This is a genomic window from Enterobacter asburiae, assembly GCF_008080435.1.
Classification (GTDB): domain Bacteria; phylum Pseudomonadota; class Gammaproteobacteria; order Enterobacterales; family Enterobacteriaceae; genus Enterobacter; species Enterobacter asburiae_C.
Map to the genome: position 1 here is coordinate 309,479 of NZ_VRKN01000004.1, position 25,849 is coordinate 335,327.

The 25,849-nt window shown below is 57.2% G+C and carries 27 protein-coding genes; 10 read left to right on the top strand and 17 right to left on the bottom strand.

Features of this window, described 5'->3' with window-relative positions; translation table 11 throughout:
- Positions 1-103 precede the first annotated feature (103 nt).
- From chbG to osmE, 7 genes are all read right to left on the bottom strand, one after another.
- Positions 104-853: a chitin disaccharide deacetylase gene (gene chbG / locus FU672_RS10170; protein ID WP_148243161.1), complete on the bottom strand. Its 750-nt coding sequence runs from the start codon at positions 851-853 to the stop codon at positions 104-106.
- 11 nt (positions 854-864) lie between these two features.
- Positions 865-2,220, bottom strand: coding sequence for a 6-phospho-beta-glucosidase (locus FU672_RS10175; protein ID WP_148243162.1), 1,356 nt, complete (start codon positions 2,218-2,220; stop codon positions 865-867).
- Between the two features lie 109 nt (positions 2,221-2,329).
- The gene (gene chbR / locus FU672_RS10180; protein ID WP_148243163.1) at positions 2,330-3,172 is read right to left on the bottom strand and encodes a transcriptional regulator ChbR; all 843 of its coding nucleotides are present in this window, start codon (positions 3,170-3,172) and stop codon (positions 2,330-2,332) included.
- Between the two features lie 5 nt (positions 3,173-3,177).
- Positions 3,178-3,525: a PTS N,N'-diacetylchitobiose transporter subunit IIA gene (gene chbA, locus FU672_RS10185; RefSeq protein ID WP_148243164.1), complete on the bottom strand. Its 348-nt coding sequence runs from the start codon at positions 3,523-3,525 to the stop codon at positions 3,178-3,180.
- 47 nt (positions 3,526-3,572) lie between these two features.
- A complete protein-coding gene (gene chbC, locus FU672_RS10190; protein ID WP_063142894.1) occupies positions 3,573-4,931 on the bottom strand; it encodes a PTS N,N'-diacetylchitobiose transporter subunit IIC in 1,359 nt (452 codons plus the stop codon).
- A gap of 79 nt (positions 4,932-5,010) precedes the next feature.
- Positions 5,011-5,328: a PTS N,N'-diacetylchitobiose transporter subunit IIB gene (gene chbB, locus FU672_RS10195; RefSeq protein ID WP_008500676.1), complete on the bottom strand. Its 318-nt coding sequence runs from the start codon at positions 5,326-5,328 to the stop codon at positions 5,011-5,013.
- A gap of 281 nt (positions 5,329-5,609) precedes the next feature.
- Positions 5,610-5,954 carry an osmotically-inducible lipoprotein OsmE gene (gene osmE, locus FU672_RS10200; protein WP_010430142.1) on the bottom strand — a complete coding sequence of 115 codons (345 nt, stop codon included), beginning with the start codon at positions 5,952-5,954 and terminating at the stop codon, positions 5,610-5,612.
- 232 nt (positions 5,955-6,186) lie between these two features.
- Here osmE and nadE point away from each other — a divergent pair, with 232 nt between their 5' ends.
- Both nadE and cho read left to right on the top strand, forming a co-directional pair.
- Positions 6,187-7,014, top strand: a complete 828-nt coding sequence (gene nadE, locus FU672_RS10205; protein ID WP_148243165.1) for an NAD(+) synthase — start codon at positions 6,187-6,189, stop codon at positions 7,012-7,014.
- A gap of 167 nt (positions 7,015-7,181) precedes the next feature.
- Positions 7,182-8,072, top strand: coding sequence for an excinuclease Cho (cho, locus tag FU672_RS10210; protein ID WP_187360796.1), 891 nt, complete (start codon positions 7,182-7,184; stop codon positions 8,070-8,072).
- On the opposite strand, the gene ves is transcribed toward cho, so the two are convergent.
- From ves to astC, 7 genes are all read right to left on the bottom strand, one after another.
- Positions 8,050-8,607 (bottom strand): environmental stress-induced protein Ves, encoded by a 558-nt coding sequence (ves, locus tag FU672_RS10215; protein ID WP_148243167.1) that lies wholly within the window; start codon positions 8,605-8,607, stop codon positions 8,050-8,052. The genes cho and ves overlap by 23 nt on opposite strands.
- A gap of 297 nt (positions 8,608-8,904) precedes the next feature.
- Complete coding sequence (gene spy, locus FU672_RS10220; RefSeq protein WP_023311279.1) at positions 8,905-9,399, bottom strand: ATP-independent periplasmic protein-refolding chaperone Spy; 495 nt, start codon at positions 9,397-9,399, stop codon at positions 8,905-8,907.
- A gap of 338 nt (positions 9,400-9,737) precedes the next feature.
- Entirely contained in the window at positions 9,738-10,703 is a 966-nt protein-coding gene (gene astE, locus FU672_RS10225) for a succinylglutamate desuccinylase (RefSeq protein ID WP_148243168.1), read from the bottom strand.
- A gap of 10 nt (positions 10,704-10,713) precedes the next feature.
- Complete coding sequence (gene astB, locus FU672_RS10230) at positions 10,714-12,039, bottom strand: N-succinylarginine dihydrolase (RefSeq protein ID WP_148243169.1); 1,326 nt, start codon at positions 12,037-12,039, stop codon at positions 10,714-10,716.
- Positions 12,026-13,513: a succinylglutamate-semialdehyde dehydrogenase gene (gene astD / locus FU672_RS10235; protein WP_148243170.1), complete on the bottom strand. Its 1,488-nt coding sequence runs from the start codon at positions 13,511-13,513 to the stop codon at positions 12,026-12,028. The genes astB and astD overlap by 14 nt, the downstream gene beginning before the upstream one ends.
- Positions 13,510-14,544, bottom strand: a complete 1,035-nt coding sequence (gene astA, locus FU672_RS10240) for an arginine N-succinyltransferase (RefSeq protein ID WP_023311275.1) — start codon at positions 14,542-14,544, stop codon at positions 13,510-13,512. Before astA ends, astD begins: the two co-directional genes overlap by 4 nt.
- On the bottom strand, positions 14,541-15,761 hold the full coding sequence (astC, locus tag FU672_RS10245) for a succinylornithine/acetylornithine transaminase (RefSeq protein ID WP_148243171.1): 1,221 nt from the start codon (positions 15,759-15,761) through the stop codon (positions 14,541-14,543). Before astC ends, astA begins: the two co-directional genes overlap by 4 nt.
- 433 nt (positions 15,762-16,194) lie before the next feature.
- On the opposite strand from astC, the gene xthA reads away from it, so the two are divergent.
- The 6 genes from xthA to FU672_RS10275 all read left to right on the top strand — a co-directional run bounded on the left by xthA (position 16,195) and on the right by FU672_RS10275 (position 22,370).
- The gene (xthA, locus tag FU672_RS10250; protein ID WP_148243172.1) at positions 16,195-17,001 is read left to right on the top strand and encodes an exodeoxyribonuclease III; all 807 of its coding nucleotides are present in this window, start codon (positions 16,195-16,197) and stop codon (positions 16,999-17,001) included.
- Positions 17,002-17,007: 6 nt separating this feature from the next.
- Positions 17,008-17,691 carry a TVP38/TMEM64 family protein gene (locus tag FU672_RS10255; protein WP_148243173.1) on the top strand — a complete coding sequence of 228 codons (684 nt, stop codon included), beginning with the start codon at positions 17,008-17,010 and terminating at the stop codon, positions 17,689-17,691.
- Positions 17,692-17,706: 15 nt separating this feature from the next.
- Positions 17,707-18,867, top strand: a complete 1,161-nt coding sequence (locus FU672_RS10260) for an ABC transporter substrate-binding protein (RefSeq protein ID WP_410053329.1) — start codon at positions 17,707-17,709, stop codon at positions 18,865-18,867.
- Positions 18,840-20,369 carry an ABC transporter permease family protein gene (locus FU672_RS10265; RefSeq protein ID WP_148243175.1) on the top strand — a complete coding sequence of 510 codons (1,530 nt, stop codon included), beginning with the start codon at positions 18,840-18,842 and terminating at the stop codon, positions 20,367-20,369. Before FU672_RS10260 ends, FU672_RS10265 begins: the two co-directional genes overlap by 28 nt.
- Positions 20,369-20,989 (top strand): ATP-binding cassette domain-containing protein, encoded by a 621-nt coding sequence (locus FU672_RS10270; protein ID WP_148243176.1) that lies wholly within the window; start codon positions 20,369-20,371, stop codon positions 20,987-20,989. Before FU672_RS10265 ends, FU672_RS10270 begins: the two co-directional genes overlap by 1 nt.
- Positions 20,990-21,062: 73 nt before the next feature.
- Positions 21,063-22,370 carry a sulfurtransferase gene (locus FU672_RS10275; RefSeq protein ID WP_148243177.1) on the top strand — a complete coding sequence of 436 codons (1,308 nt, stop codon included), beginning with the start codon at positions 21,063-21,065 and terminating at the stop codon, positions 22,368-22,370.
- Here the strand turns inward: FU672_RS10275 and FU672_RS10280 are convergent.
- Together FU672_RS10280 and FU672_RS10285 are read right to left on the bottom strand one after the other, a co-directional pair.
- The gene (locus FU672_RS10280; RefSeq protein ID WP_148243178.1) at positions 22,367-22,984 is read right to left on the bottom strand and encodes a CDP-alcohol phosphatidyltransferase family protein; all 618 of its coding nucleotides are present in this window, start codon (positions 22,982-22,984) and stop codon (positions 22,367-22,369) included. The genes FU672_RS10275 and FU672_RS10280 overlap by 4 nt on opposite strands.
- Positions 22,977-23,546 carry a carboxymuconolactone decarboxylase family protein gene (locus FU672_RS10285; protein ID WP_148243179.1) on the bottom strand — a complete coding sequence of 190 codons (570 nt, stop codon included), beginning with the start codon at positions 23,544-23,546 and terminating at the stop codon, positions 22,977-22,979. Before FU672_RS10285 ends, FU672_RS10280 begins: the two co-directional genes overlap by 8 nt.
- A gap of 75 nt (positions 23,547-23,621) precedes the next feature.
- Here FU672_RS10285 and FU672_RS10290 point away from each other — a divergent pair, with 75 nt between their 5' ends.
- Positions 23,622-24,038 (top strand): pyrimidine (deoxy)nucleoside triphosphate diphosphatase, encoded by a 417-nt coding sequence (locus tag FU672_RS10290; RefSeq protein ID WP_148243180.1) that lies wholly within the window; start codon positions 23,622-23,624, stop codon positions 24,036-24,038.
- On the opposite strand, the gene FU672_RS10295 is transcribed toward FU672_RS10290, so the two are convergent.
- Positions 23,998-24,276: a DUF1496 domain-containing protein gene (locus FU672_RS10295; RefSeq protein WP_148243181.1), complete on the bottom strand. Its 279-nt coding sequence runs from the start codon at positions 24,274-24,276 to the stop codon at positions 23,998-24,000. The two genes, FU672_RS10290 and FU672_RS10295, sit on opposite strands and share 41 nt — an antisense overlap.
- A gap of 228 nt (positions 24,277-24,504) precedes the next feature.
- On the opposite strand from FU672_RS10295, the gene gdhA reads away from it, so the two are divergent.
- Entirely contained in the window at positions 24,505-25,848 is a 1,344-nt protein-coding gene (gene gdhA, locus FU672_RS10300) for an NADP-specific glutamate dehydrogenase (protein WP_148243182.1), read from the top strand.
- Position 25,849: the final 1 nt, after the last annotated feature.

Genomic DNA, 25,849 nt, shown 5'->3' on the forward strand with positions numbered 1-25,849 from the left:
CCTGATGCCCTCACCCCGCCCCTCTCCCACGGGAGAGGGAGAAAACAATAAAAACGGTAACCCAGGTTACCGTTTTGCTTTTACCTCGCCACCGGGCTTTATCTCAAAGATCCCCAAAAGTCCCCAGACGATACCCACGCTCCGCAATCGCGTACTTCAGCGACGCCGACGTCAGCACGTCCAGTTCCGCCAGGCGCGGCCAGCAGTAAGCGCTTTTCCGCACGGTGTTATCGACAAAAGCAGGATGCGCCATGACCTCCAGCGACCGTTCCCCTCGCGCGGCGGAATCATCCAGTACCTTCAGGAACAGCGCTTCGTCGATCTCGTCGCCGTAAAATGCACTGCTGAACCCCTCTGTGGTTTCCACGGCGCAGTCCGGGACTCCACGCACCTCTCGATCCACGCGCATCCCCACGCTTTTGCGCTGTGCAAACTCTGCGACAATCGGGAAAATTGCCGGGATCATATGCACGTGGTGATGGCTGTCGATGTGCGTGGGTGCCTTACCAAACACATCAACAAAGCGGTTGAACTGACACCCCAGCTCGTGGGTAATCTCTTCGAGCGGCAGAGCGCCCTGCTCCGCCAGTTCCCAAATCCATTTTCCCAGTTGGCCGTCGCGCGTCAGACCCGGCATTGGCGAAAGCGGCATCCCGAGCGTCAGCACAAAATGCATGCCAACGCCCAGCTCCGGCACCTCGCGGCTCAGCTGCGCCGCGTGTTCAACCGCCTCACCATTCACCAGTGCCGTGGTAGAGGTCACAACCCCCCGGCGACAGGCTTCAATAATGCCGTAGTTCTGGCCTTTCGAGAGGCCAAAATCATCAGCATTAACGATCAGCAGGTTTTCCATTGTGCGTCCTCTTAGTGATGTTTGAACTTCAGCTTCTCGATCGTGGCGGCAAAGTTCGGCAACCATTTTTCATGTGCCAGGATCATCTCACTGGCCAGCTGCTCCGCATCGCGGTCGGAATGCACCAGCGGGCTGAGGTTCAGCGCCAGAAGCACGTCATTGAGTTCGCCACTCAGCGCCGCATTGCTTGCCGCCACTTCAAAGCCTTTGATGGTGTGGATCAGACCCATGACCTTATCATCGAAGTGGGTGATGCGTGGATGCGGTTTAGCACCCTCGCGTCCCAGGATGCAGGTCATCTCGACGGCCCAGTCCGCCGGGATATTGTCGATATGGCCGTGGTGCGGCACGTTAACATAGTGCTCCGCCTGCTTGTCGTTGTAGATGGCGTTAATCACTTCACACGCCGCATCGGAGTAGTAGGCCCCACCGCGCTGCTCCAGCTCTTTCGGTTTGACGTTCAGGTTCGGATCTTTATACAAATCGAACAGTTGCTTCTCGACTTTCTGAACGATTTGCGCGCGCGCGCCGCCCTTATAGTACTCGCCCATTTCGATGGCCAGCATCTCTTTCTGCTTGAAGTAGTAAAGCAGGTACGAGCACGGCAGCAGGTTCAGCGAGCGGATCAGCCCTTCGCTGAACGGCAGGTCAAAGATGTTTTTCACCGATGCCGCCGTCAGGCGACCGGAGGCCACGCCATCGAGCAGTTCGGCGAAACGCGATTTTCCGTTCACGATAACGTCTTTAATGAACACCATGTGGTTCAGGCCGAACAGGTCGATGGAGAGGTCGTCGCTGTCGGTCAGCGCCAGCACGTCGCGGATAAACATCTTCATACCGATCGGAATATTACAGACGCCAATAAAGCGTTTGAAATCGGTATGACGATAGACCGCCTCGGTCACCATCCCGGCCGGATTGGTGAAGTTAATCACCCACGCGTTCGGGCAAATCTCCTGCACGTCTTTGACGATGTCGAAAATGACCGGGATGGTGCGCAGGCCTTTAAACAGCCCACCCGCACCGTTAGTTTCCTGCCCGAGATAGCCGTGGCTCAGCGGAATACGCTCGTCCAGCTCACGCGCTTTCAGCTGGCCGACGCGCAGCTGAGTGGTCACGAAATCCGCATCTTTCAGCGCCAGACGACGATCGAGGGTTTTATGCACCGTCAGAGGCACGCCCGCTTTCTCCACCATGCGCTTGCACAGGTCGAAAATAATATTCAGCTTTTCCTGACCTTCCTCAACGTCCACCAGCCATAATTCGCTGACCGGTAATTCATGATAACGTTTCAGGAAACCTTCAAGTAATTCCGGGGTATAGCTGCTGCCGCCACCAATGGTTACGACTTTTAATTTCTTCTGCATAATATCTCCCTTAGCGTATCAGGTTAATCGCCTGCAAGGTATAGCGTACTCTTCCCGCTATTTGGGCAAGCCATTAAAGCAATATTTGTGGCGGGTAATCCGCCGAAAGTTAATTCATTACCGTTAAATTCTTCCGGTAACTGTTCGGTGTGAATGAAGTCAATTTCTTAAAGGTCTTAATAAACAGGCTGGGACTGCTGTATCCTGACTCGTACGCAATATCGGTAACGGAGTAGTTGGTAATTTCCAGCTGTTTTTTGGCAAAATTAATGCGGATTTCATTAATAATTTGCACGGGTGTTTTACGATAATAGCGCTGCGTCGCGCGGGTCAGATATTCCTGGGATTTTCCCGACAGAGACACCATATTTTCCAGCGCATTTTCGCTGAACTGGCCTTTATCATGCATCAGCTCAACGGTGCTGCGCAGCCATTGCGGAATATCATCCATCACCTGCTGCTCTTCACGATGATGGCGCAGCCGGTTCATCACGTAGAAGGTCACCGTTTCAATAAACTCATCAAATTCATTGTCGCGGAAGTTAAGCGAGGCGATAACCGTTTCAATCCAGGTCATAAACTCGTTTTTGACCCGATAGACCTGGGAGGCCACAAAGCAGAACGGCACCAGCGGCAGATAGTGTTTCTCAAAGAAGCGTCTGCTGACGCCCACATTCAGAATACGGGTGGCACCAAACTCGTAAAAGCTCTGGTGATAAGAACCCATCGGCAGGAAGACAAAATCCCCTCGCTCAAGCAGGACGCGCTTACCGTTGATCTCCTGGTAGTAGCGACCGGTCAGAACAATCGTGAACTCGTAGTAGTCATGCTGGTGCAGACCACTGGCGCTCTCCGTCTTGTTGTAGATAACCACGTGAAAATTTTTGCCGTTAAACAGCTGCTGTTCAAGTGCGGTTTTAATTTCCATCGTGCTGACCTCCTGCTGCGAAATCCGACTCAGTGCATTTTCTCGTGAAGCTCGATTAGCTCCGCCACCAGCTCACGCGCCAGCATCGAGGTCATCAGGTGATCCTGCGCGTGGACCAGCACCAGGCTGACCTTCATCTTCCCTTCGCCCTGATCGCTTTCAATCAGCTTTGTCTGCACCAGGTGCGCTTCGTTCAGCGCCGTGCGGGACTGGTCCATCATGGTTTTCGCCGCGGCGAAATCTCCCTGCTTGGCCTGCTTCAGTGCGGCATAGGCCAGGCTGCGGGCCTGTCCGGAGTTGATGATAAGCCCCATCACCACTTCTTCGAGATCGTTCTCGACGGCTTCGTCTGCGACAATACTATCCAAATCTAACATTTTTAAGCTCCTTGTGGCTGGCGCGGGTTTCCCCGCGCCGGTCAATCTTAGAATTTCAGTGAGAGGGCAATATCCTCTTCGCTCTCTTCTTCATCAATAATAGTGGCGGCTTTGTTGGCAATCGCCACGAACGGCATGTACAGCAGGGTGGCAATCCCGAGGTTGAATATCGCCAGCAGGAAGGCCGCGACGCTACCATTGGTGTTGAAGAAGGCGCCCAGACCCGCCGGCATGGTCCACGGTGCAATGTTGGTGACCGGTGGAATGATGCCCAGGTAATACGCCGTCAGGGTAATGGCGGCCAGCAGCGGCTGAATCAGGATGAACGGAATGAACATTACCGGGTTCATGATGATTGGCAGACCGAACAGAATCGGTTCGTTAATCTGGAAGATGCCTGATGGCAGCGCCAGCTTCGCCACCTGACGGTAGTCAGCACGACGAGAGACAATAAAGACCGCGATGATCAGACCCAAGGTCGCCCCGGTACCGCCCAGGAAGATATAGGAGTCAAGCATCGGCTTCGCCCACACATGGAAGGTTTTACCCGCTGCCAGCGCCGCGTCAACGGAGCCGTACTGCTGGTAAAGCGCAACGTTTTCCAGTGCCCAGGGGGTCATAATCCCGCTGTCCAGCGCGGCCAGTGCCAGTGAACCATGCACGCCAAAGAACCACAGCAGAGAGGTGAAAATCACATACGCCCAACCGACCACGCCACCCATCGACGCCAGCGGCGTAGAGATAGAGTCCATGATGATCTGGTGGAAGTTTGTGCCCCAGTGGGAGAGCGCCCAGGCGATAATCCCCATGATGGAGAGAATAATGAAGCCTGGAATCAACGCGGAAAATGAACGAGATACGGAAGCAGGTACGCTATCCGGCAGGCGGATAACCCAGTTGCGACGAATAATAAAGGTGAACATTTCTGCCACCACCAGGCCAATCACAATACCGGAGATGATGTTGGCCCCACCCAGCCAGTTGGCACCGACGGCATAGGCTTCACCCACGCTGTATGGCGTTACGGTCATAAAGGCGGCAACGGATAATAACCCGGCAGCCAGCGGATCCACTTTACGCTCTTCTGCCAGTGCCATCCCAATAAAGAAAGGCGCCATCAGCGACATAATCCCCAACGTACCGTTATAGACGTTGCCGCCGATGGCTTTAAAACCATTAAGGGTTTCAATAGTAGAAGCGTCTAACCGAATTCCTAATGAATAAAAGAAAGAACCTTCACCAAAGCTCAGAAAAACGTTGTTAATTAAAACGAACATGGCCCCGGCCAGCGTCAACGGCATTAATTTAATAAAGCCGTTTTTGATGGCATTAACGTGAGGCTGCTTTCCTATTTTAACAGCAAAAGGAAGGAGTACCTTTTCAAGTGAAGCGATGACTTTACTCATAGGAAAATACCCTTAAATGCCGTAACGCATGTTACGGCGTATTGTGTGTGAAATAACTCTTTGACGGGAAAAATAAAAATTAATTAGCAGCTTTTTTAATGGCTGCCACAGCAGCTTTAAGAACACCTAAACCATCAATCTTGCCGTACAGCCCCGAGTCGATCACTTCGACCGGTTTATTCGGTAACAGTCGTTGAATTTCGGGTAACATATAGGCAATTTGCGGCCCCAGTAAAACGACATCGGCTGTCTGGCCTTTTTCGCCCGCCAGCGTCTCTGGAAACGCTTCAATCACCACAGGGACTTCATACTTTTCAGCCTGCGCACGCATCTTTGACACCAGAAGCGACGTAGACATGCCCGCTGAGCAGAACAGGTAGATATGTTTCTTTTCCATCGTGATTTCCCTCTTGTATGACTACCTGCCATCGCGCTATCACTCGACTTGCTGTCCCGGCAGACAGGTAGCTTGCGTACTGTTGTTTATCGTTAGAGTGAGTATACGCAATGGTACAGACAGGGGATAATTCTGGATAGACTCAAATTGTCTCTCATTGACCTGGCTTGTTGACTCCCTTCACATTTCGGGTAAATAATTCGCGCAAATAAATAAGATTTTCTGATACATAAAAAAACCGGCCCATGGGCCGGTTTGTTAACATCCTCAGGCAAGCAGGGTTACTGCGCCTTAGGTGCCTGGGGATCGGTATCGTATTCAGCACAGGTCTGATAGCCGGAGTTGATCACATGACCGGTATCATCCAGAGCGACAAAGTAGGTTTCAGCCTTACCATCACGTTGACCCAGGATATAGGTCTGGCAGGTCCCCTTCGCATGAATCATTGTCACTTCAGAAGAAGGTTTACCGGCAATCGCAGCCACCTGCGAACGGGTCATCCCTTTTTTAACGTCTTTTACTACGGGCTGCGTAAACTGATCCTTAGTGCGATCGTAAGCCGTACACCCTGCCAGCATAGTCAGTACCGCCGCTGCGCTAAGAATTCCTGCTACGTTCTTGTTCATATTCCGTCCTCTTGTTTATCAGCGTGTTATCTAAGCATGGGATAAAAAGTACTATTGTTCAACTTTGTGAGTTACGCCAGACGAATTTCGGAAAATTCTAATAAAACAACGATAACCTGCTAAATCGGCGCAAATTAGCGCACTCAAAACTGTGATCCTTGTCGTTTCTCGCCCAAAGGGTTAATTTTAACAGCTAACACATTCTGTTTATGTACTGCATATGGAGGGCGTGATGGCTCTGCAACAAGAGATTATTCAGGCACTGGGCGCGAAGCCCACGGTAGATGCACATGAAGAGATCCGCCGCAGCGTGGATTTTTTAAAATCGTACTTAAAAACGAACGCTTTCCTGAAATCCCTGGTGCTGGGCATCAGTGGCGGCCAGGACTCTACCCTGACCGGTAAACTCTGCCAGATGGCGATTTCAGAGCTTCGCGAAGAGACGGGCGATGAGACGCTGCAGTTTATCGCGGTGCGTCTTCCTTATGGCCAACAGGCGGACGAGCAGGATTGCCAGGATGCCATTGCATTCATTCAGCCTGACCGCGTGCTGACCGTTAATATTAAGGGCTCAGTGCTGGCAAGCGAGCAGGCGCTTCGCGAAGCGGGCATTGAGCTGAGCGATTTTGTTCGCGGCAACGAGAAAGCCCGCGAACGCATGAAAGCGCAGTACAGCATCGCCGGAATGACCAAAGGCGTCGTCGTCGGTACCGACCATGCGGCAGAAGCGATCACCGGTTTCTTCACCAAATATGGCGACGGCGGCACCGACATTAACCCTATCTTCCGTCTCAACAAGCGTCAGGGTAAGCAGCTACTTGCCGCGCTGGGCTGTCCTGAACATCTGTATAAGAAAGCGCCGACAGCGGATCTGGAGGACGATCGCCCTTCCCTGCCGGATGAAGCGGCCCTTGGCGTCACCTATGACAACATTGATGATTATCTGGAAGGCAAAAAGCTGGATGAAGGTACCGCGAAAATCATCGAAAGCTGGTACCTGAAAACCGAGCACAAGCGCCACACGCCAATTACGGTGTTTGACGACTTCTGGAAGAAATAAAGCAAAACGGTAACCCAGGTTACCGTTTTTTGTGTTTGCTCCCTCTCCCGTGGGAGAGGGTTGGGGTGAGGGCATCAGACCGCACGTCCTGGCCGGGTAAGGCGTAGCCGCCACCCGGCTCTTTTTTAACCGCCACACTCCTGTTACACTGTATACATGAACAGTATATGGAGCAGTATGTGAGCAGGCGTCAATCCGCCCCGCGTCTTGAGTTTGAAGCGGCGGCAATCTACGAATATCCCGAGCACCTTCGCCCCTGGCTTGAGGCGCTGCCTAAACAGCCTGGCGTGTACATCTTTCACGGTGAAAGCGACACCCTGCCGCTGTATATCGGCAAGAGCGTTAACATTCGCAGTCGGGTGTTATCCCATCTGCGTACGCCGGACGAGGCCGCTATGCTGCGCCAGTCGCGACGCATTACCTGGTTCCAGACGGCGGGAGAAATGGGCGCGCTGTTGCTGGAGGCACGGTTGATAAAAGAACAACAGCCGCTGTTCAATAAACGCCTGCGCCGCAACCGTCAGCTCTGCTCCCTGCAGATCAACGATGGCAAGCCGCAGGTCGTCTACGCGCGCGACGTCGATTTTTCTCATGCCCCGAATCTCTACGGGCTGTTCGCCAATAAACGTGCCGCACTCCAGGCGCTGCAGTCGCTGGCGGACGAGCTACAGCTTTGCTACAGCCTTCTGGGTCTGGAGGCGACCACCCGCGGACGCGCCTGTTTTCGATCCGCGCTGAAGCGCTGCGCCGGTGCCTGCTGTGGGAAAGAGAGCGTTGAGGCGCATCACGCCCGGCTCCTCACCGGTCTGGCGGCCATCAGCGTGAACTGCTGGCCGTGGGAAAGCGCCGTTGCGCTAAAAGAAGTGGGAGAGGCAATGACCCAGTATCACATCGTCAACAACTGGCTCTGGCTGGGCGCTGTCGACGACATCAACGACGCGGCAACCCTGCTGCGCACGCCCGCCGGATTTGACCACGATGGCTACAAAATTCTCTGTAAACCGGTCCTGGCCGGAAAGTTTGAGATCATTGTGCTCAATGACCAGGCAGCCACGTGATTTCGCTGAACAATAAGGTGCCCTGAGCCTCCAGCAGACGCAGCGTATGGGTTCCCTCCTCCCAGCTAGCCCCCTGATCGGCCGTCAGCAATTTATCACCCAGCTGCCACGCACCGCTTAGCACAAACACCACGCCCCCGCGTGAGCCAAAGGTGGTAAAGGTACGGTCAGCAACGCGCACCTTCGCCCGGCAGCAGTCGCGCCGGGTCATGATGTTAAAGTCCATTGCCATCCGCCCATCACAAAGCAGCGCTTTCACCGGCAAATCGCCGGCAAAACTGTAGGGCTGATGATGCTTCAGGGTATGGAAGAACGCCTGACCCGCATCCAGCGTCACCTCTCCCCCTTCCAGCAAGGTAATCACCCGATCGACACCGGGAAACGAGGAGAATTCGCCGTTGCTGGCGATAGTCGCGATACTGGCACGCCAGTGAAAATCGCGCGTCGCGGGAGGGAAGCAGCAAATCTCACGCGTTTCGCCAGCACCATTGCGCCAGAGGCTGACCGGCATCTTACGGATATCAAAGAACTCCATCACCACTCCTGAATGGCACAACCCGTGCCAGGGCAAGGATATCGCTATCGTTGCTGTCTTGTTTGTTATCGTTGGGTATTCACAGACACAGTATCGGCAGCAGAGCGGACAGGCCTTAGCGGAACGTTAATAAAAATTCTAACGCCATGACTCTACAAACATTCTCTGAAGCGACTACAGGAGGATACCGCGCTGGCGGCGGCAGGCAAGAGGGCAGGAAAGAAAAACCGCCGGTCCTGTCCACAGCGATTGCGCTTTTGTGGACAGGATCCCGGCGGTCTTAAGAGAGTGAACCGATTATTCGGTTGGTGCTGGCATTTTACCTTCCATCGCCGGACGTTCTGTCAGACGCTTCTCAAAATTCGCATTAAATTGTTTTTTCTGTTCCGGGGTCAGAATGTTGTAGATCTTGTTCTGGGTTTCCATGTGAGCCAGCATGCGGGCTTTGTGCTGCTCGGCCATTTTGTCGATCTGCGCTTCGGCTTTCGCCTTATCGAAGCTGTCGCTGGCGATGATGTCATGCATCGCACGGCGCTCTTCAAGCGGAGGACGTTTCATCTGGTCGCGTTCACCTTTTCTGATGTCGCGGATCTGCTGCTTCTGTGCATCCGTCAGGTTGAGATCCTTAAACATCATCATCTCGTTGTGCATACCCGGACCTTTATGATGCATCATCATTTTGCCTTCAGCAGGCGCGGCAGTCGTAGTGGTCGCAGTATCTGCGGCGAACGCCATGCTGGTAGCGCCCAGAGCCAGGGTAGAAGCAACAAACAGTGCAGTAAACTTACGCATAATTTATTTCCTTTCTTTCAGTTATTCTTCGGCGCTATGCCGTGTTGACGAGATTAACTTTACGGGGTTTATCGTCAATTAGTCAGAGCAACGGTAAAACAATGAAAGTGTAAAAAACAAATTTTCGCCAAATGTGGAGGAAATAAGGATAAAGCGTGGAGAGTTGCAACAAAAAATATTCAATACGATGATTTTAAAGCGATTTAGCGGAAGTATAGCGAAGTGGAGATGAATAATAAAGCAATTCACCAGGAATATTCTGCAAAACAAGTGCAAACGCTTTAATCGTTAAGAAAAGTTTTTTACTTCCCCCTCCCGGATGATGAGAGGGGAAAGGTTCAGGATATTTTTTCCAGCATCAGCCCGGCCCGCAGACCAAACGCGACGGTGGGGTTAGGGAATAAAACATACTCGGTGGTTTTCTGCACCTCGTAACGTTCCTCGCCATCTTCAGCCAGCAGCGCCCCTTTGCGGAACGGTGTGAAGTTCAGGGTGTGCGCGGCCATATGAAGCAGGAAGGCATCGCTGCGGCGCGTGATCTGCTGTACGACCCGATACCGCTCAACGGGCTGATGCGCGTGCTCGGGAGCCGTTCCTCCCAGCAACGCCCGAAGAGCGAGATGCGTAGGCGCAAAGCGGGTCAGATCGTTCTGCCCAAACGGGAGCGCTTTTCCCAGCTCCAGCGTGCAGGCCAGCGCTGCGAAATGTTCACAGGTGAAATGGGTAAACGTTCCGCCCGGCGACTGATGAAATACCAGCGCCTCAAGCCCGGCGTCACCCAGCCAGCTCAGGAACGCTTCATCCCACGGCTGATTACGCTGCGGCAGAACGCCGAAGCGAACATGGTAAGACGCGCGGATTGCCGTATGCAGATCCAGGTGCCAGCGCGCCGGTCCCGCGGCGGTAAAAAACGCGGTCACGACGTTCTCCAGCCACTCTGCCCGCGCCGTTTCATCGCTCTGCGGAAACTGCGACCAGCGGCCGCCGAACATGCGGTTAATGTCACTCACCAGATACCGTTTGTTTTGCGCCAGCGCTGGTGGATTGCCGAGCACCACCAGCACGCGGCACTTCAGGGCAATCTCATTGCGGTACAGCGCACGCAGCAGCAGATCAACGATCTCAACGGGTGCGGTTTCATTCCCGTGGATACCCGTTGAAAGCAGCAGCGACAGATCGCTTTTTACGGTCGGCGTGAGCTCAAGCACCCCGCGCCCCAGCCACCGCCAGCGAAATGAGGGGCCGTCCCCCTCTTTCTGTTCCGGCGTCTCATCGGCCAGGGTCAGCGCCAGTAAATTTTCCATATCCACTCCTTTAGCGCTGGAACGGGTAAACCGATCCCAGCTGCAGGATTGTCGATAACGCGTCCAGCGCCTCGCGCCCTTCACGCAGAAGCTGCGGGTCAACCAGATCCGCCTGCGTTAGCCGATCGCGATAGTAGCGTTCAACCCAGTCATTCAGCCGCGTAAAGAGCGTATCGTTCATCATGACCGCCGGGTTTACCGCCTGCATTTCGTCCTGGGTCAAGACCACGCGCAAACGTAAACAAGCGGGACCACCGCCGTTGGCCATGCTTTCGCGCAGATCAAACACGCGCAGTTCGTCAATCGGGTTATCGGCCTTCACCAGCTCCGTCAGGTAGCGCCACACGCCTTTATGATCCCGGGATTCCTGCGGCAGGACCAGCATCATGCTGCCATCGTCACGGCTTAGCAGTTGGCTATTAAACAGATACGTTTCTACCGCGTCCTGCACGCTCACCGCCTCCGTTGGCACCTGGATTGGCGTAAAGCCGCGCACACGCTCATGCAGCGTGGCGAGCAGCTTATCCTGATGGGCAAACGCCTGCTCGTGGCAGAACAACACCTGGCGGTTAGAGACGGCAATCACGTCGTTATGGAACACGCCCTGGTCAATCACATGCGGGTTTTGCTGGGCAAAAACCACCTGGGAAGGATTGACCTGGTTCAGTCGAGCAACCGCCTGGCTGGCCGCCAGCGTCTGACGAGCAGGATAACGGGTGGGCGCGGCGTGGCCCCCCTCTTCTCGCCCGTAGATAAACAGCTGCAGGCCCGGGTCGCCATAATCGCCCCCCAGGCGGTTATGGTTGGCCGCGCCTTCGTCGCCAAACATCGCCACCTGCGGCAGGGCCTGATATACCTCAAAATGGGCGTCATGGTTGAAAATGGCGCGCAGCACGCGCCCGGTGGTTTCCGCTTCGGTGGCGCGGTGGAATTTATTGTTCAGGTTCGCCACCGTCAGATGAACTTTGCCATCCAGCGTATCGGCTGACGGCGCGACGGTCGCGGCGTTTGCCACCCACATAGAGGAGGCAGAGCTTGCAGCGGAGAGCAGGTGCGGCGTCTGCGTACCCGCTTTTTCGACGACCTGCTCATCAGTACCGCTAAAGCCGAGCTGACGAAGGACTGCCACGTTCGGGCGTTCCTGCGGCGGGATCACCGCCTGCGGGAAACCGGCATCCGCCAACGCCTTCATTTTTAGCAGGCCCTGCTTCGCCGCCAGCTTCGGGTTCGAGACCTGAAAACGGTGCTTCGTCGAGGCTTCATTACCAAAAGAGAGACCGGCATAGTGGTGCGTCAGCCCCACCAGCCCGTCAAAGTTAACTTCACGCGCTTTCATGACGATCCCCTCCGGTAAAATCCAGCCCCGGATTCAGCGTGTCCGGCAGCGTCAGCGCCGGGGTTTCCAGGCTCGCCATCGGCCACGCGCAGTAATCGGCGGCATACCACGCGCTGGCGCGATGGTTGCCCGACGCGCCCACGCCGCCGAACGGCGCGGTGCTCGCGGCGCCGGTCAGCGGTTTATTCCAGTTCACAATCCCGGCGCGCGCTTCCAGCAGCAGTTGATCAAACTTCTCGCGATGCGGTGAAATCAGACCGCTCGACAGGCCATAGCGGGTGTTATTCGCCATCGCAATGGCCGCATCAAAATCGTCATAGCGCCAGACGCACAGCAGCGGGCCGAAGACCTCTTCATCCGGCACGTTGCTCGCGCCGCTCATCTCTACGATGCCAGGCGTCAGCAGCGAGGTACCCGGCTGAATCTGCTTTGGCTCCAGCAGGGTTTTCGCGCCGCGCGTGACGTGGTCCTGCCAGGCCTTCAGCACGTTCAGCGCGGCCTGTTCAGAAATCAGACCGCCGATAAACGGCTGCGGGTCGGCATCCCACGCGGCAGGCACCAGACGCGCACTGACTTCTACCAGACGTTTCAGGAAGGCATCCCCCTGTGCGCCCCGTTTCACCAGCAGACGGCGGGCACAGGTGCAGCGCTGTCCGGCGGTAATAAAGGCGGACTGAATCATCAGGTGCACCGCGGCGTCGATATCATCAGGGTCTTCCACAATCAGCGGGTTGTTGCCGCCCATCTCCAGCGCCAGAATTTTCTCCGGCTGCCCTGCCAGCTGGCGGTGCAGCTGATAGCCCGTTCCGGCGCTGCCGGTAAACAGCAGGCCGTCAATATCGCTCAGCGCGCTCAGCGCCTGACCGGTTTCCCGACCGCCCTGCACCAGGTTCAGCACGCCCGGCGGCAAACCGGCCTGTTCCCACAGCTTAACCACCGCCTCGCCGGTTAATGGTGTGAGCTCGCTCGGTTTGAAGATGACGGTATTGCCCGCCAGCAGCGCAGGCACGATGTGACCATTTGGCAGATGCCCCGGGAAGTTATACGGGCCAAACACCGCCAGTACGCCGTGCGGGCGGTGGCGCAGCGTGGCCGCGCCGTCCGGCATGTCGGCATGCTGTTCGCCAGTGCGGGTATGGTACGCCTTGACCGAAATAGCGATTTTGTTGATCATCGCCGTCACTTCGGTTGTCGCTTCCCAGCGCGGTTTACTGGTTTCAGACGCAATAATGCGCGTCAGTTCGGCTTTGTTCGCCTCCAGCAGCCCGGCAAACTTTTCAACCATCGCCTGACGCACGGCGAAAGGCTGTTTTGCCCACGCCGGAAACGCGCGGCGCGCGGCATGGCAGGCCTCTTCTACCTGCGCGGCGCTGGCGTCATGCCCCTTCCAGAGCACCTCTTTTCCAACCGGATTGGTCTTTACGCGCTCTTCGCCTTCGCCCGTTACCCAGTCACCGTTAATCCATAATGTCATGCTGTTTTCTCCTCAGGGCAGAGACGCACCAGGCGAACCGTATCGCCGGCGTTACATTTCAGGGCATCCAGTTCTGCAGCCGTCAGCACCAGACGTTCACATTTCGGGTTGGTACGCACCAGCATGGCGCGGAAATTGGCGTAATTTTCGTTCGACACCAGACAGGCCGGCCAGTCACCCGGCGCGGGCTGACCTTCAGAGACTTCAACCAGACGGCTTTTACGGATCGCGCGTACGCGGTCGATATCGCACTCAAGCGTAGGTCCGCCGTCAAAGATGTCGACATAGTTACGGTAGCGGAACCCCTCTTTCTCCAGCACCGCGCGGGCGGGCGCGGTCTGCGGATGGACTTCGCCAATCACCGCCTGCGCTTCCGGGCTGAGGAAATGGGTATAGATAGGATGCTTCGGCATCAGTTCGGCAATAAAGGCTTTCTGGCCGGTGCCGCAGAGATAGTCCGCCCGGCTGAACTCCATCGAGAAGAAGCGCTCGCCCAGGCTCTCCCAGAACGGCGAGTAGCCGGTGTCGTCGATAACTCCACGCATCTCAGCGACCACTTTCTCGTTAAAGCGATCGCGGAAGGCGGCCATAAACATAAAGCGCGATTTGGAGAGCAGATAGCCGTTGCCCTCTTTGCGCCACGCCGGGTCGAGGAACAGCGTGCAGAGCTCGCTGGCACCCGTGTGGTCATTGCAGAGAAACAGCGTGGGCAGCGCGTTATAGACGTTCAGCTCTTTCGAGGCGTGAACCATGGTGCCGACGCGATAGTTGTACCACGGGTCGTTAAGCCCGACGGCCACTTCAATGGCGCAGATCCCGGCCACGGTCCCCGTGTCGGTGTCTTCCAGCACGAATACATACCCCTGTTCACTCTTTGGCAACGTCCCCTGCCAGGTTTGCAGGGCGCGCTCAATGCGCGCCGACAGCGTTTTTTCATCGGCAGGAAGCGAGGTCAGCCCGCCTCCCGTCTTACCGGCAAGCTGCATGAGCCCGGCGAGATCGCCGCGCTCAACGGGACGGATGACCATCATGATGACACCCCGGATTTCACCTTTTCACACGCCAGCGCAAAACGGTCCAGACCGGTTTGCACCTCTTCCTCGCTGACAATCAGCGCGGGAGCAAAACGCACCACGTTGGCACCGGCAATCAGCACCATCACGCCCATTTTTGCCGCTTCCTGTGAAATAAGTTTAGCTTTTCCGGCAAACTCAGCGGTGAGTTCGCAGCCAATTAACAGTCCCAGGCCGCGAATTTCTTTAAACATCCCCGTTTTGCTGTTGATGGCATTCAGACGCTCAACAAACCAGTCGTGACGCTGCTTAACGCCTTTCAGCACCTCAGGGGTGTTAATGATGTCGAGAACCTGCCCGGCGACGGCGGTGGCCAGCGGGTTGCCGCCGTAGGTAGTGCCATGGGTGCCCACGGTCATCACGCTGGCGAATTTATCGGTGGTCAGCATCGCCCCAATCGGGAAGCCACCGCCCAGCGCTTTGGCGGTCGAAAGCACGTCCGGCGTCACACCGTAGTGCATATAGGCATACAGTTCGCCGGTGCGGCCCACGCCGGTCTGCACTTCGTCGAAAATCAGGACCGCGTTGTGACGATCGCACAGCTCGCGCAGCCCCTGCAGGAAGGCTTTTTGTGCCGGAAGCACGCCGCCCTCGCCCTGCATCGGCTCGACGATCACCGCGCAGGTGGTGTCGTTAATCAGCTCGCTGGCGGACTGCAGATCGTTATAGATCCCGTGGCGAATATCCGGCGGCAGCGGTGCGAAATCCTGTGAGTATGACGGCTGGCCGCCCGCGCTGACGGTAAAGAGCGTGCGCCCGTGGAAGGCATTTTTAAACGCCACGATACCGCTCTTGTGGGTACCAAATTTATCGTGCGCGTATTTGCGCGCCAGCTTCAGCGCCGCTTCGTTGGCTTCCGCCCCCGAGTTACAGAAAAAGACTTTTTCGGCAAACGTCGCGTCGATCAGTTTTTTGGCCAGGCGCAGCGCAGGCTCGTTGGTAAAGCCGTTGCCGGTATGCCAGAACTTCGCCGCCTGGTCATTCAGCGCCTGACGCAGCGCAGGGTGCGCATGCCCCAGCGCGTTGACCGCAATCCCACCTGCAAAGTCGATATACTCTTTACCCTGCTGATCCCACAGGCGCGAGCCTTCCCCACGAACCGGAATAAAAGCCGCCGGAGCGTAAACCGGCATCATCCATTCATCGAAATTTTCACGCGTAATTGACAGAGACATAGCGACCTCATCCGGTAAATAAAAGGTTATTTGAATGTTAAATAATTGAGTGTTTGCACTGTGAATGTAGATTGCAGCCTTCGTGCCAGCCAGCAATAAAAATGCATAAACGGATTGGAGCATCAGAATATCAATGAGTTACAATATGGAGTTATTCACTGTTACTGCATAAAAAGTGAATATTTTTACGACAAGCGGCGCTTTGCCGCATGAAAATCAGAAAGAGTATGCACGGGCCAAATATAATTCTGGAATTGTGATCGCTCGCGAAATTTATCGGTCATTTACGCCCTGTTTGGGGGCGAAGCGCGTCAGAATGGTGCAAATATTGCACCACCGACATTATCTGTCGCAGTTATTGGTCGAACCCGGTAACAGTTGACGCAAATTCTGCTACCATCCTTGCACTATTCACCTTGCACTGGCAGCGACTATGAAATTTGTCTCTTTTAATATCAACGGCCTGCGCGCCCGCCCTCATCAGCTTGAAGCTATCGTTGAACAACATCAGCCAGATGTGATCGGCCTGCAGGAGACAAAGGTTCACGACGACATGTTCCCCCTCGAAGAGGTGGCGAAACTCGGCTACAACGTTTTTTATCATGGGCAGAAAGGCCATTACGGCGTTGCGCTGTTGACCAAAGAGACGCCAGTTTCCGTGCGCCGTGGGTTTCCCGGCGATGACGAAGAAGCACAACGCCGCATCATCATGGCGGAGCTGCCTTCCCCGCTGGGTAACATCACCGTGATCAATGGTTACTTTCCCCAGGGCGAAAGCCGCGACCATCCGACCAAATTCCCGGCTAAGGCCAAGTTTTATCAGGATCTGCAGGACTATCTGACCACCGAACTCAACAAAGACAATCCGGTGCTGATCATGGGTGATGTGAACATCAGCCCGACGGATCTCGATATTGGCATCGGTGAAGAGAACCGCAAACGCTGGCTGCGTACCGGCAAATGCTCCTTCCTGCCGGAAGAGCGTGAGTGGATGGAGCGCCTGCTGGGCTGGGGCCTGGTGGATACGTTCCGCAATGCCAACCCGGAAACGCAGGACCGCTTCTCCTGGTTTGACTACCGCTCAAAAGGTTTTGACGACAACCGTGGCCTGCGTATCGACCTTCTGCTGGCCAGTTCGCCGCTGGCAGAGCGCTGCATCGAAACCGGGATCGACTATGAGATCCGCAGCATGGATAAACCGTCTGACCACGCGCCGGTGTGGGCTAAATTCAAGCTGTAATGACGCGTGAACATTCGAAAAATCGCTTTCCTGTGCGCCCTTCTGGGCGCATTTATTCTGACGTTTGTCATACTTCCCCCTGGTACACTCTCCCTGGAAGGGATTAAAACTCACCAGCAGGCATTACTCTCCCATGTTGACCACGAACCGCTACGAAGCGCGCTGATCTTTTTTGCGCTCTATGTGGTGGTCTCCGCCCTGTCAATACCCGGCGCGGCGATCCTGACCCTGCTGGGCGGGGCGTTATTTACCCTGTGGGAAGGCACCGTGCTGGTCTCGTTTGCCTCCACGCTCGGGGCCACGCTTGCGATGCTCGCCAGCCGTTATCTGCTGCGTGACTGGGTTCAGCGGCGGTTTGCTCAGCAGATGAAAACGGTGAACGCGGGTATGGCGCATGACGGCGCGGGCTATCTTTTTGCCCTGCGCCTGATGCCGCTGTTCCCGTTTTTCCTGGTGAATTTGCTGATGGGGCTAACCCGCATTGGCGTATATCGCTATTGGTGGGTCAGCCAGGTCGCCATGCTGCCCGCGACGGTTGTGTTTCTGAACGCCGGGCGCGAGCTGGGAAAAGTGGCATCGCTGCGCGATATTTTGTCGCCGGGTATGCTATTCGCCTTTACACTACTGGGGGTATTACCGCTGGTTACGCGCCGGCTGTTTTCCCGTTATCTCCCGTCTGCTAAAAAGTGAGGCATTATGCGCCGTGTGCGTTTTTGCGCGTTTCTGACCGGTCTGCTGCTGGCAGCCCCCCTGTGTGCCGCCGAGGGCTGGCACGCTATCCAACAACAGGCCAAAGGCCAGACCGTGTGGTTTAACGCCTGGGGCGGCGATCCGGCGGTCAACCGCTACCTTGAGTGGGTCAGCGGTGAGATGCAAACGCACTATGCCATTACCCTGAAAATCGTCCCGCTGGCGGATGCCGCCGATGCGGTAAAACGTATTCAGACCGAAGCCGCCGCAGGGCGTAAGACCAACGGCTCCGTTGACCTGCTGTGGGTCAACGGCGAAAACTTCCGCACGTTAAAAGAGGCAAACCTGCTGCAAACCGGATGGGCGCAGTCGTTGCCAGACTGGCGCTATGTCGATACCCGTAAACCCGTCACGGAAGATTTTGCGATTCCCACAGACGGGGCGGAATCGCCGTGGGGAGGCGCGCAGCTGACCTTTATCGCCCGCAAAGCCAGCATGCCGACGCCGCCGGAGGATCCTCAGGCGCTGCTGGCGTACGCGCAGCAGCACCCGGGCAAGGTGAGCTATCCTCGCCCGCCGGATTTTACCGGCACGGCATTTCTTGAGCAGCTGCTTCTGACGCTCACCGATCGCCCTGAGGCTTTACAAAAAGCGCCCGATGAAACGTTTGCCCACGTTACCGCGCCGCTCTGGGCCTACCTCGATAAGCTGCACCCGCTGCTGTGGCGCGAAGGAAAAGACTTCCCTCCCACCCCTGCGCGAATGGATGCCCTGCTTGCCAGCGGCAGTCTGAACCTGTCGCTGACCTTTAACCCGGCGCATGCGCAGCAAAAAGTGGCGAGCGGCGAACTGCCTGCCGACAGCTATAGCTTTGGTTTCCATAGCGGGATGCTCGGCAACGTTCATTTTGTGGCTATCCCGGCCAATGCCAGCGCGAGCGCGGGTGCAAAAGTGGTCGCTAATTTCCTGCTGTCACCGCAGGCGCAAATCCGCAAGGCCGACCCGGCCATCTGGGGTGATCCGAGCGTACTGGATGCGAAAACACTGCCCGAAGGTGAAGCGAAACAGCTGTTGACCCATACGCCTCAGGGGCTGCCGAAGGTGCTTGCAGAGCCGCAGTCCGCCTGGGTGAGCGCGCTGGAGCAGGAATGGCTGCGTCGTTACGGCACCCGCTGAGCGGGCTTGTCTGGCTGGCGATGGCGGTGATTTATCTGCCGATCCTGCCCGCCGGCGTCATGCTGTTCGCACCGGCGTTTTCTGTGACAAACTGGCAGCGGCTGCTGAACGATCCGCAGCTGCCGCAGGCGACCGTCGCCACGCTGGTCTCAACGCTCATCGCCACGCTGGGGGCGTTGTTGATTGCCCTTTTCCTCGTCAGCCTTTTGTGGCCCGGTAAACGCTGGCGCCGTCTCACTACCCGCCTGCCGTGGTTACTGGCGATCCCCCATGTGGCGTTCGCCACCAGCGCGTTACTGCTGTTTGCCGAGGGCGGGCTGTTTTATCAGATCTGCACCGTCTGTTCGCCGCCGTTTGACCGCTACGGTACCGGGCTGGGCCTGACGCTCGCGGTCAAAGAGAGCGCGTTTGTACTGTGGGCCATTTACGCCGTACTGCCGGAAAAACGGCTCGCACAGCAGAAGATCGTCCTGCAAACCTTTGGCTACGGGCGTATTCAGACGCTCAGCTGGCTGATCCTTCCGGCGATCGCGCCTGTCCTCGGCGCGGTGATGCTGGCGGTGCTGGCGTGGTCGCTCTCGGTCGTGGATGTAGCAATCGTTCTCGGGCCCGGCAACCCGCCCACCCTGGCCGTGCTGGCCTGGCAGTGGCTAAGCCAGGGTGACGCGCAGCAGCAGGCAAAAGGAATGCTGCTGTGCCTGCTTCTCCTTCTGCTGCTGGCTGCGCTTGCTGCCCTCGGGTACGGCCTCTGGAAGGTATGGCGTCGCACGCTTCCGGACCTCGCGGGGACGCGTCCCCGGTCTCCGCGCGTCCTGCCTGAGCGGGCAGTCAGCGGGTTACTGCCCGCGTGCGGCGTCCTGTGCACCGCGATACTGCTGATGCTGGCGCAAGGGGACGATGTGGGTCCCGTGGGTACCAGCCTCTCTTTCGGTCTGCTTTCGAGCCTGATCGCCCTGGCTGTTAGCCTTCTCTGGCTGGAATGGGGACCGCAGCGCGGCGCAGTGTGGGTGTGGTCACCGCTCGCCCTTCCGGCGCTGCCGCTCGTCGCCGGGCAATACTTTATTGCTTTGCGTCTGGGATTCGACGGGCACTATGCCGCCGTGCTCTGGAGCCATCTGCTGTGGGTGTTACCGTGGATGCTGCTGGTTCTGCAACCCGCCTGGCGGCGGATCGATCCCCGGCTTATCCTTACCGCCAGAACGCTCGGCTGGCGACGGGCAAAAATATTCTTATTGCTGAAATGCCCCCTGCTGGTGCGCCCTGCGCTGCTGGCTTTTGCCACCGGCTTTTCCGTCAGCATGGCGCAATACATGCCGACGCTCTGGCTTGGCGCGGGGCGTTTCGCCACGCTGACCACCGAAACCGTCGCGCTCAGCAGCGGGGGCAGCATCCCGATTCTCGCTAACCGGGCGCTCGGATTACTGCTGATGACGGGCACGGTGTTCGGTCTTGCCGCACTGTTATCCCGGCTCGTGGGCCGCTACCGTCAAGGATTACGATAATGCTGAAGGTAAACCATCTCACCATCGAACCGCTTTTCCGCGAGGTCAATTTTTGCGTTCCTCGCGGGGAGATCGTTACCCTGATGGGGCCGTCCGGCAGCGGCAAATCGACCCTTTTTGCGTGGATGGTCGGCGCGCTGTCAGACGATTTTCAGGCGCAGGGCGAGCTGTGGCTCGACGCGCGTCGCTGCGACGGCCTTCCCGTCGAATCCCGCGGACTGGGTATTCTCTTTCAGGACGCGCTGCTGTTTGACCCGTTTAGCGTCGGGCAGAATTTGCAGCTGGCCTTGCCTGAGCGGATCGTCGGACGCGCGCGTCGGGAAGCGGTCGAGCAGGCGCTGAATTCCGCCGGGCTGAGCGGTCATTACGCCAGCGATCCGGCCACCCTTTCCGGCGGAGAGCGTGCCCGGGTCAGCCTGCTGCGCGCCCTGCTTGCTGAACCGCAGGCGCTGCTGCTGGACGAACCGTTCAGCCGCCTTGATAAAACGTTACGGGCGTCATTTCGGGCATGGGTATTTGACGCCGTCCGCGCGCGCAATATCCCGGTGGTGCTGGTCACGCACGATGAGGACGATATTCCGCCGGGCGGCGAGCTGATTGAGATTTCTCGCTGGCAATAATGTGCTAACGCAATGTTTTCCGTTTCGGGAGAGACGACAATGCCCCCCTCTTTTACTGACGTCAGGTTATTCGATGAAACGTGTTTCTCAACTGACCGCGCTGGCCCTGCTCTGCGGCCTCGCTTCCTTTTCCTCTCTGGCAGCTGATATGCCCAACGCGATGACGCTGTCTCAGCTTCAGGCACAGCACGGCACGCCTGTCGACACCCGCGCCAGCGCGTTCTATAACGGCTGGCCGCAGACGCTCAGCGGCCCGTCCGGGCATGAACCCGCCGCACTCAACCTTGCTGCCGCCTGGCTGGGCGCAATGAGCGACGAGCAGATTGCGAGCTGGGCAAAACAGCATCAGCTTACGCCTGCAACGGCCATCGCGCTGTACGGCGACGAGAACGATAACCTGGCGGTGAAATCCCGCCTGGAGAAAGCCGGATACCGCCACGTCTCGCTGCTCAGCGACGCACTGCAGACGCCCGACCGCCTTCAGCGCCTGCCGCACTTTGAACAGCTGGTTTATCCGCAGTGGATCCACCAGCTTCAGCAGGGCAAACCGGTCACGGCCGCCCCGACTGGCGACTGGAAAGTGATCGAGGCCGCCTGGGGCGCACCGAAGTTTTACCTGCTGAACCACATTCCCGGTGCGGATTACATCGACACCAACGAGGTGGAAAGCGAGCCGCTGTGGAATAAAGTCTCCGACGACAAGCTAAAAGCGATGCTGGCGAAGCACGGGATCCGTCACGACACCACCGTTATTTTGTATGGCCGTGACGTTTACGCCGCCGCGCGCGTGGCGCAGATCATGCTGTATGCGGGCGTGCAGGATGTGCGTATTCTCGATGGCGGCTGGAAAGCGTGGTCAGATGCAGGCCTGCCGGTTGAACGCGGCACGCCCGGCAAAGTGACGCCAGCCCCCGATTTCGGCGCGCCGATCCCCGGCCAGCCGCAGCTGATGGTCGATATGGAGCAGGCGCGCGGGATGCTGCACCGTCAGGATGCCTCCCTGGTCAGCATTCGTTCGTGGCCGGAGTTCATCGGCGAAACCAGCGGCTACAGCTACATCAAGCCAAAAGGTGAAATAGCTGGTGCCCGCTGGGGTCATGCGGGCAGCGACGCGACCCATATGGAGGACTTCCATAACCCGGATGGCACCATGCGCAGTGCGGACGATATCGCCGCCCAGTGGAAGCGCTGGAATATTCTGCCGGAACAGCGCGTCGCGTTTTACTGCGGCACCGGGTGGCGGGCGTCAGAAACCTTTATGTACGCCCGGGCGATGGGCTGGAAGAATGTCGCCGTCTATGACGGCGGCTGGTACGAATGGAGCAGTCACTCGCAGAACCCGGTCTCCACCGGAGAGCGCGGGCCAGAGAGTGCTCTCTAAGGGTTAAGTGACTTCAGCGTCATATAACCGCTCCAGATGCGCGTTGTGGTGGTCAGCCAGCACAGCGCGCCGAATACCCACGCGAATAGCGTAAAGTGCGCCGGGAACAGGCAGCACAGCACAAACAGCGCAATGGTCTCCGTCCCTTCCGTTAACCCACCGATGTAATAAAACGACTTGTGCGCATAGCCGGGGTTGTCGATGTCGTGCTTCGCGGCCAGCGCCGCAAACGCCAGAAAGCTGCTGCCGGTACCGATAAACGCAAACAGCAGCCAGGCGGCCGCCAGCGCATTCTCTGCGGGAGCAGCAAGCGCAAAGCCAAACGGTACCAGGGCGTAGAACAGAAAATCGAGCGCGATATCAAGAAATCCCCCCGCATCGGTCAGCCCTCTCCGGCGTGCCAGCGCGCCGTCCAGACCATCCAGCAAACGGTTAAGCACGATGGCGACCAGCGCCGCCGGATACCAGCCGAGGGCCAGAAACGGCAGCGCCAGCACGCCGACGGCAAACCCGGTCAGCGTTAATCCGTCGGGCGTGATGCCCGGCTTATCCAGCACGGAAACCAGACGATTCAGAACGGGCTTTACCCGCGGGTGCAGGTGACGGTCAAGCATGGGGAGTCTCGTTAAACGTGGCGCACAGCCCCTGAGCCGGAATGTCCAGGGCGGCGTTAAAGCGGGCCGAGAGATTCTGAAACGCAATGAGCGCCGTCATCTCGGTAATAGCATCATCCGTGAAGTGGCGTTTCAGCGCCGTTCTGATTGCCTCATCTGCCCGGGGCGGCGTGGCGGTTACCGCCTCGGCGTAGGCCAGCGCCGCGCGCTCTTGCTCAGTGAATAAGTCCGAATCATGCCAGCTCCCCACAGCCTGAACTTTATCCAGCGCACCGCAGCGCTCGGCCAGCCGCAGGCTGTTGGCATCAATACAGAAAGCGCAGTGACAGAGCTGGGACACCCGCGTCATGAGCAGCGAACGCAGCACGGGCGTCAGGCGTGCGTGACGGCGCTCCAGAAAACCGACAAACAGCGCCACCAGCCAGAACAGACGCGGCATGCGCCCCCACCAGCGGGTGGGATTCAGCACCGCGCCAAAATGCTTTTTCTGCATGGCGGCAATCGGTTTAAGGCTGGCGGGAAGGGATTCAATGGGGGCAACCCAGGCGGTGGTCTCTTTCACCTGATTCTCCTGTTTACTGGACTCTGAGAAAGGGCACGATAATATGTCTTTTTTCGCTATCAATTATTGACGACCATGCTGAAAACACTCGATGTCGTTGCCGCCATCATCGAAAAAGACGGCAACATTTTACTGGCGCAGCGCCCTGCCCATGCCGACCAGCCGGGAATGTGGGAATTTGCAGGCGGTAAAGTCGAGGCCGGCGAAACCCAGCCAGAAGCGCTTATCCGCGAGCTGCGTGAAGAGTTGGGCATTGACGCCCTGCCGGGGCAATACGTGGCAAGCCACCAGCGGGAAGTCTCGCTGCGGCTGATCAACCTGCATGCCTGGCACGTTCCTGCTTTTCGCGGCGAGCTCACGGCGCACTACCACAGCGCGCTCGCGTGGTGTACGCCGGAAGAGGCGTTTGGCTACGCCTTAGCCCCTGCGGATATTCCGCTGCTGGAAGCGTTTATTGTTTTACGCGACGCCAGACCAGCGGGTTCGTGCTGATGGCGCGCTCGTCGCGCTGGCACTGCAGCAGAATGCCGTCCGCTTTCACAACGGCCCCTTCCGAGTAGTTCTGATTCTGATAGATACAGCACTGATTACAGGGCTGCACCGTTTGATTCTGGCCGCTGGAGCTGAACACTTCCGGCGGCACATTCACTTCCACGTCCGGGAGAATGGGGTTAGCCTGCACGCCTGCGGTAAAGATCACACATAACGCGGTGAGTAGATAACGGTTCATAGATACATCTTCCTGTAGTTCCTTGATAATGACTATAACGGTAAACCAGAGCGGAACCTTTAATTTATCTCTTCATCGCTTTTGGTTATGACGCCCGCGCTCTCATTAATTTCCCTTTCGGCATCCATTTCTGCTTGCCTTGCAAAGCGGTGCGGGTGGTATAGTCAAAAAAACAACACAAATCGCATAAGTAATACACATAAAATACGATAAGAGGTTCTTATATCTATGGATCAGACACGCTCTCTGGAAAGTTTCCTTGCCCATGTTCAGCAACGCGACCCGCACCAAAGCGAGTTCGCGCAGGCCGTACGAGAAGTTATGACCACCCTGTGGCCCTTCCTTGAACAAAACCCGCGTTATCGCCAGATGTCGTTGCTTGAACGCCTTGTCGAGCCAGAGCGCGTGATCCAGTTCCGCGTGACGTGGGTTGACGATCGCAATCAGGTGCAGGTTAACCGCGCGTGGCGCGTACAGTTTAACTCGGCCATTGGCCCGTTTAAGGGCGGCATGCGTTTTCATCCGTCCGTGAACCTGTCGATCCTGAAATTCCTCGGCTTCGAGCAGACCTTTAAAAATGCCCTCACCACGCTACCGATGGGCGGCGGGAAAGGCGGCAGCGATTTCGACCCGAAAGGCAAAAGCGAAGGCGAAGTCATGCGCTTCTGCCAGGCGCTGATGACCGAACTCTATCGCCACCTTGGCCCGGATACCGACGTTCCTGCCGGTGATATCGGCGTGGGTGGACGTGAAGTGGGCTTTATGGCCGGGATGATGAAAAAGCTCTCCAACAACAGCGCCTGCGTCTTTACCGGCAAGGGGCTGTCGTTTGGCGGAAGTCTGATCCGCCCGGAAGCGACCGGATACGGCCTGATTTACTTCACCGAGGCCATGCTCAAGCGTCGCGGTTTAGGCTTTGAAGGCATGCGCGTCGCGGTGTCCGGCTCCGGTAACGTGGCGCAGTATGCTATTGAGAAAGCGATGCAGTTTGGCGCACGCGTGGTGACCGCCTCTGACTCCAGCGGCACGGTGGTGGATGAAGCGGGCTTCACGGCGGAGAAACTGGCGCGCCTGTGTGAAATCAAAGCCAGCCGTGATGGCCGCGTGGCGGATTATGCCCGCGAGTTTGGCCTGACCTACCTGGAAGGTAAACAGCCGTGGGGCGTGCCGCTGGATATCGCCCTGCCGTGTGCGACCCAGAACGAACTGGATGTTGAAGCCGCGCGTACATTGATCAGCAACGGCGTAAAAGCGGTGGCCGAAGGGGCGAATATGCCGACCACAATCGACGCGACGAATCTTTTCCTGGAAGCGGGCGTGCTGTTTGCGCCGGGCAAGGCCGCTAACGCGGGCGGCGTGGCGACCTCCGGCCTCGAGATGGCGCAAAACGCTGCACGTATGGGCTGGAAGGCGGAAAAAGTGGATGCGCGTCTGCACCACATCATGCTGGATATTCACCATGCGTGCGTGGAGTATGGCGGCGAGGCATCGCAAACCCACTACGTACGCGGGGCGAATATCGCCGGGTTCGTGAAGGTGGCGGATGCGATGATTGGGCAGGGTGTGATTTAAG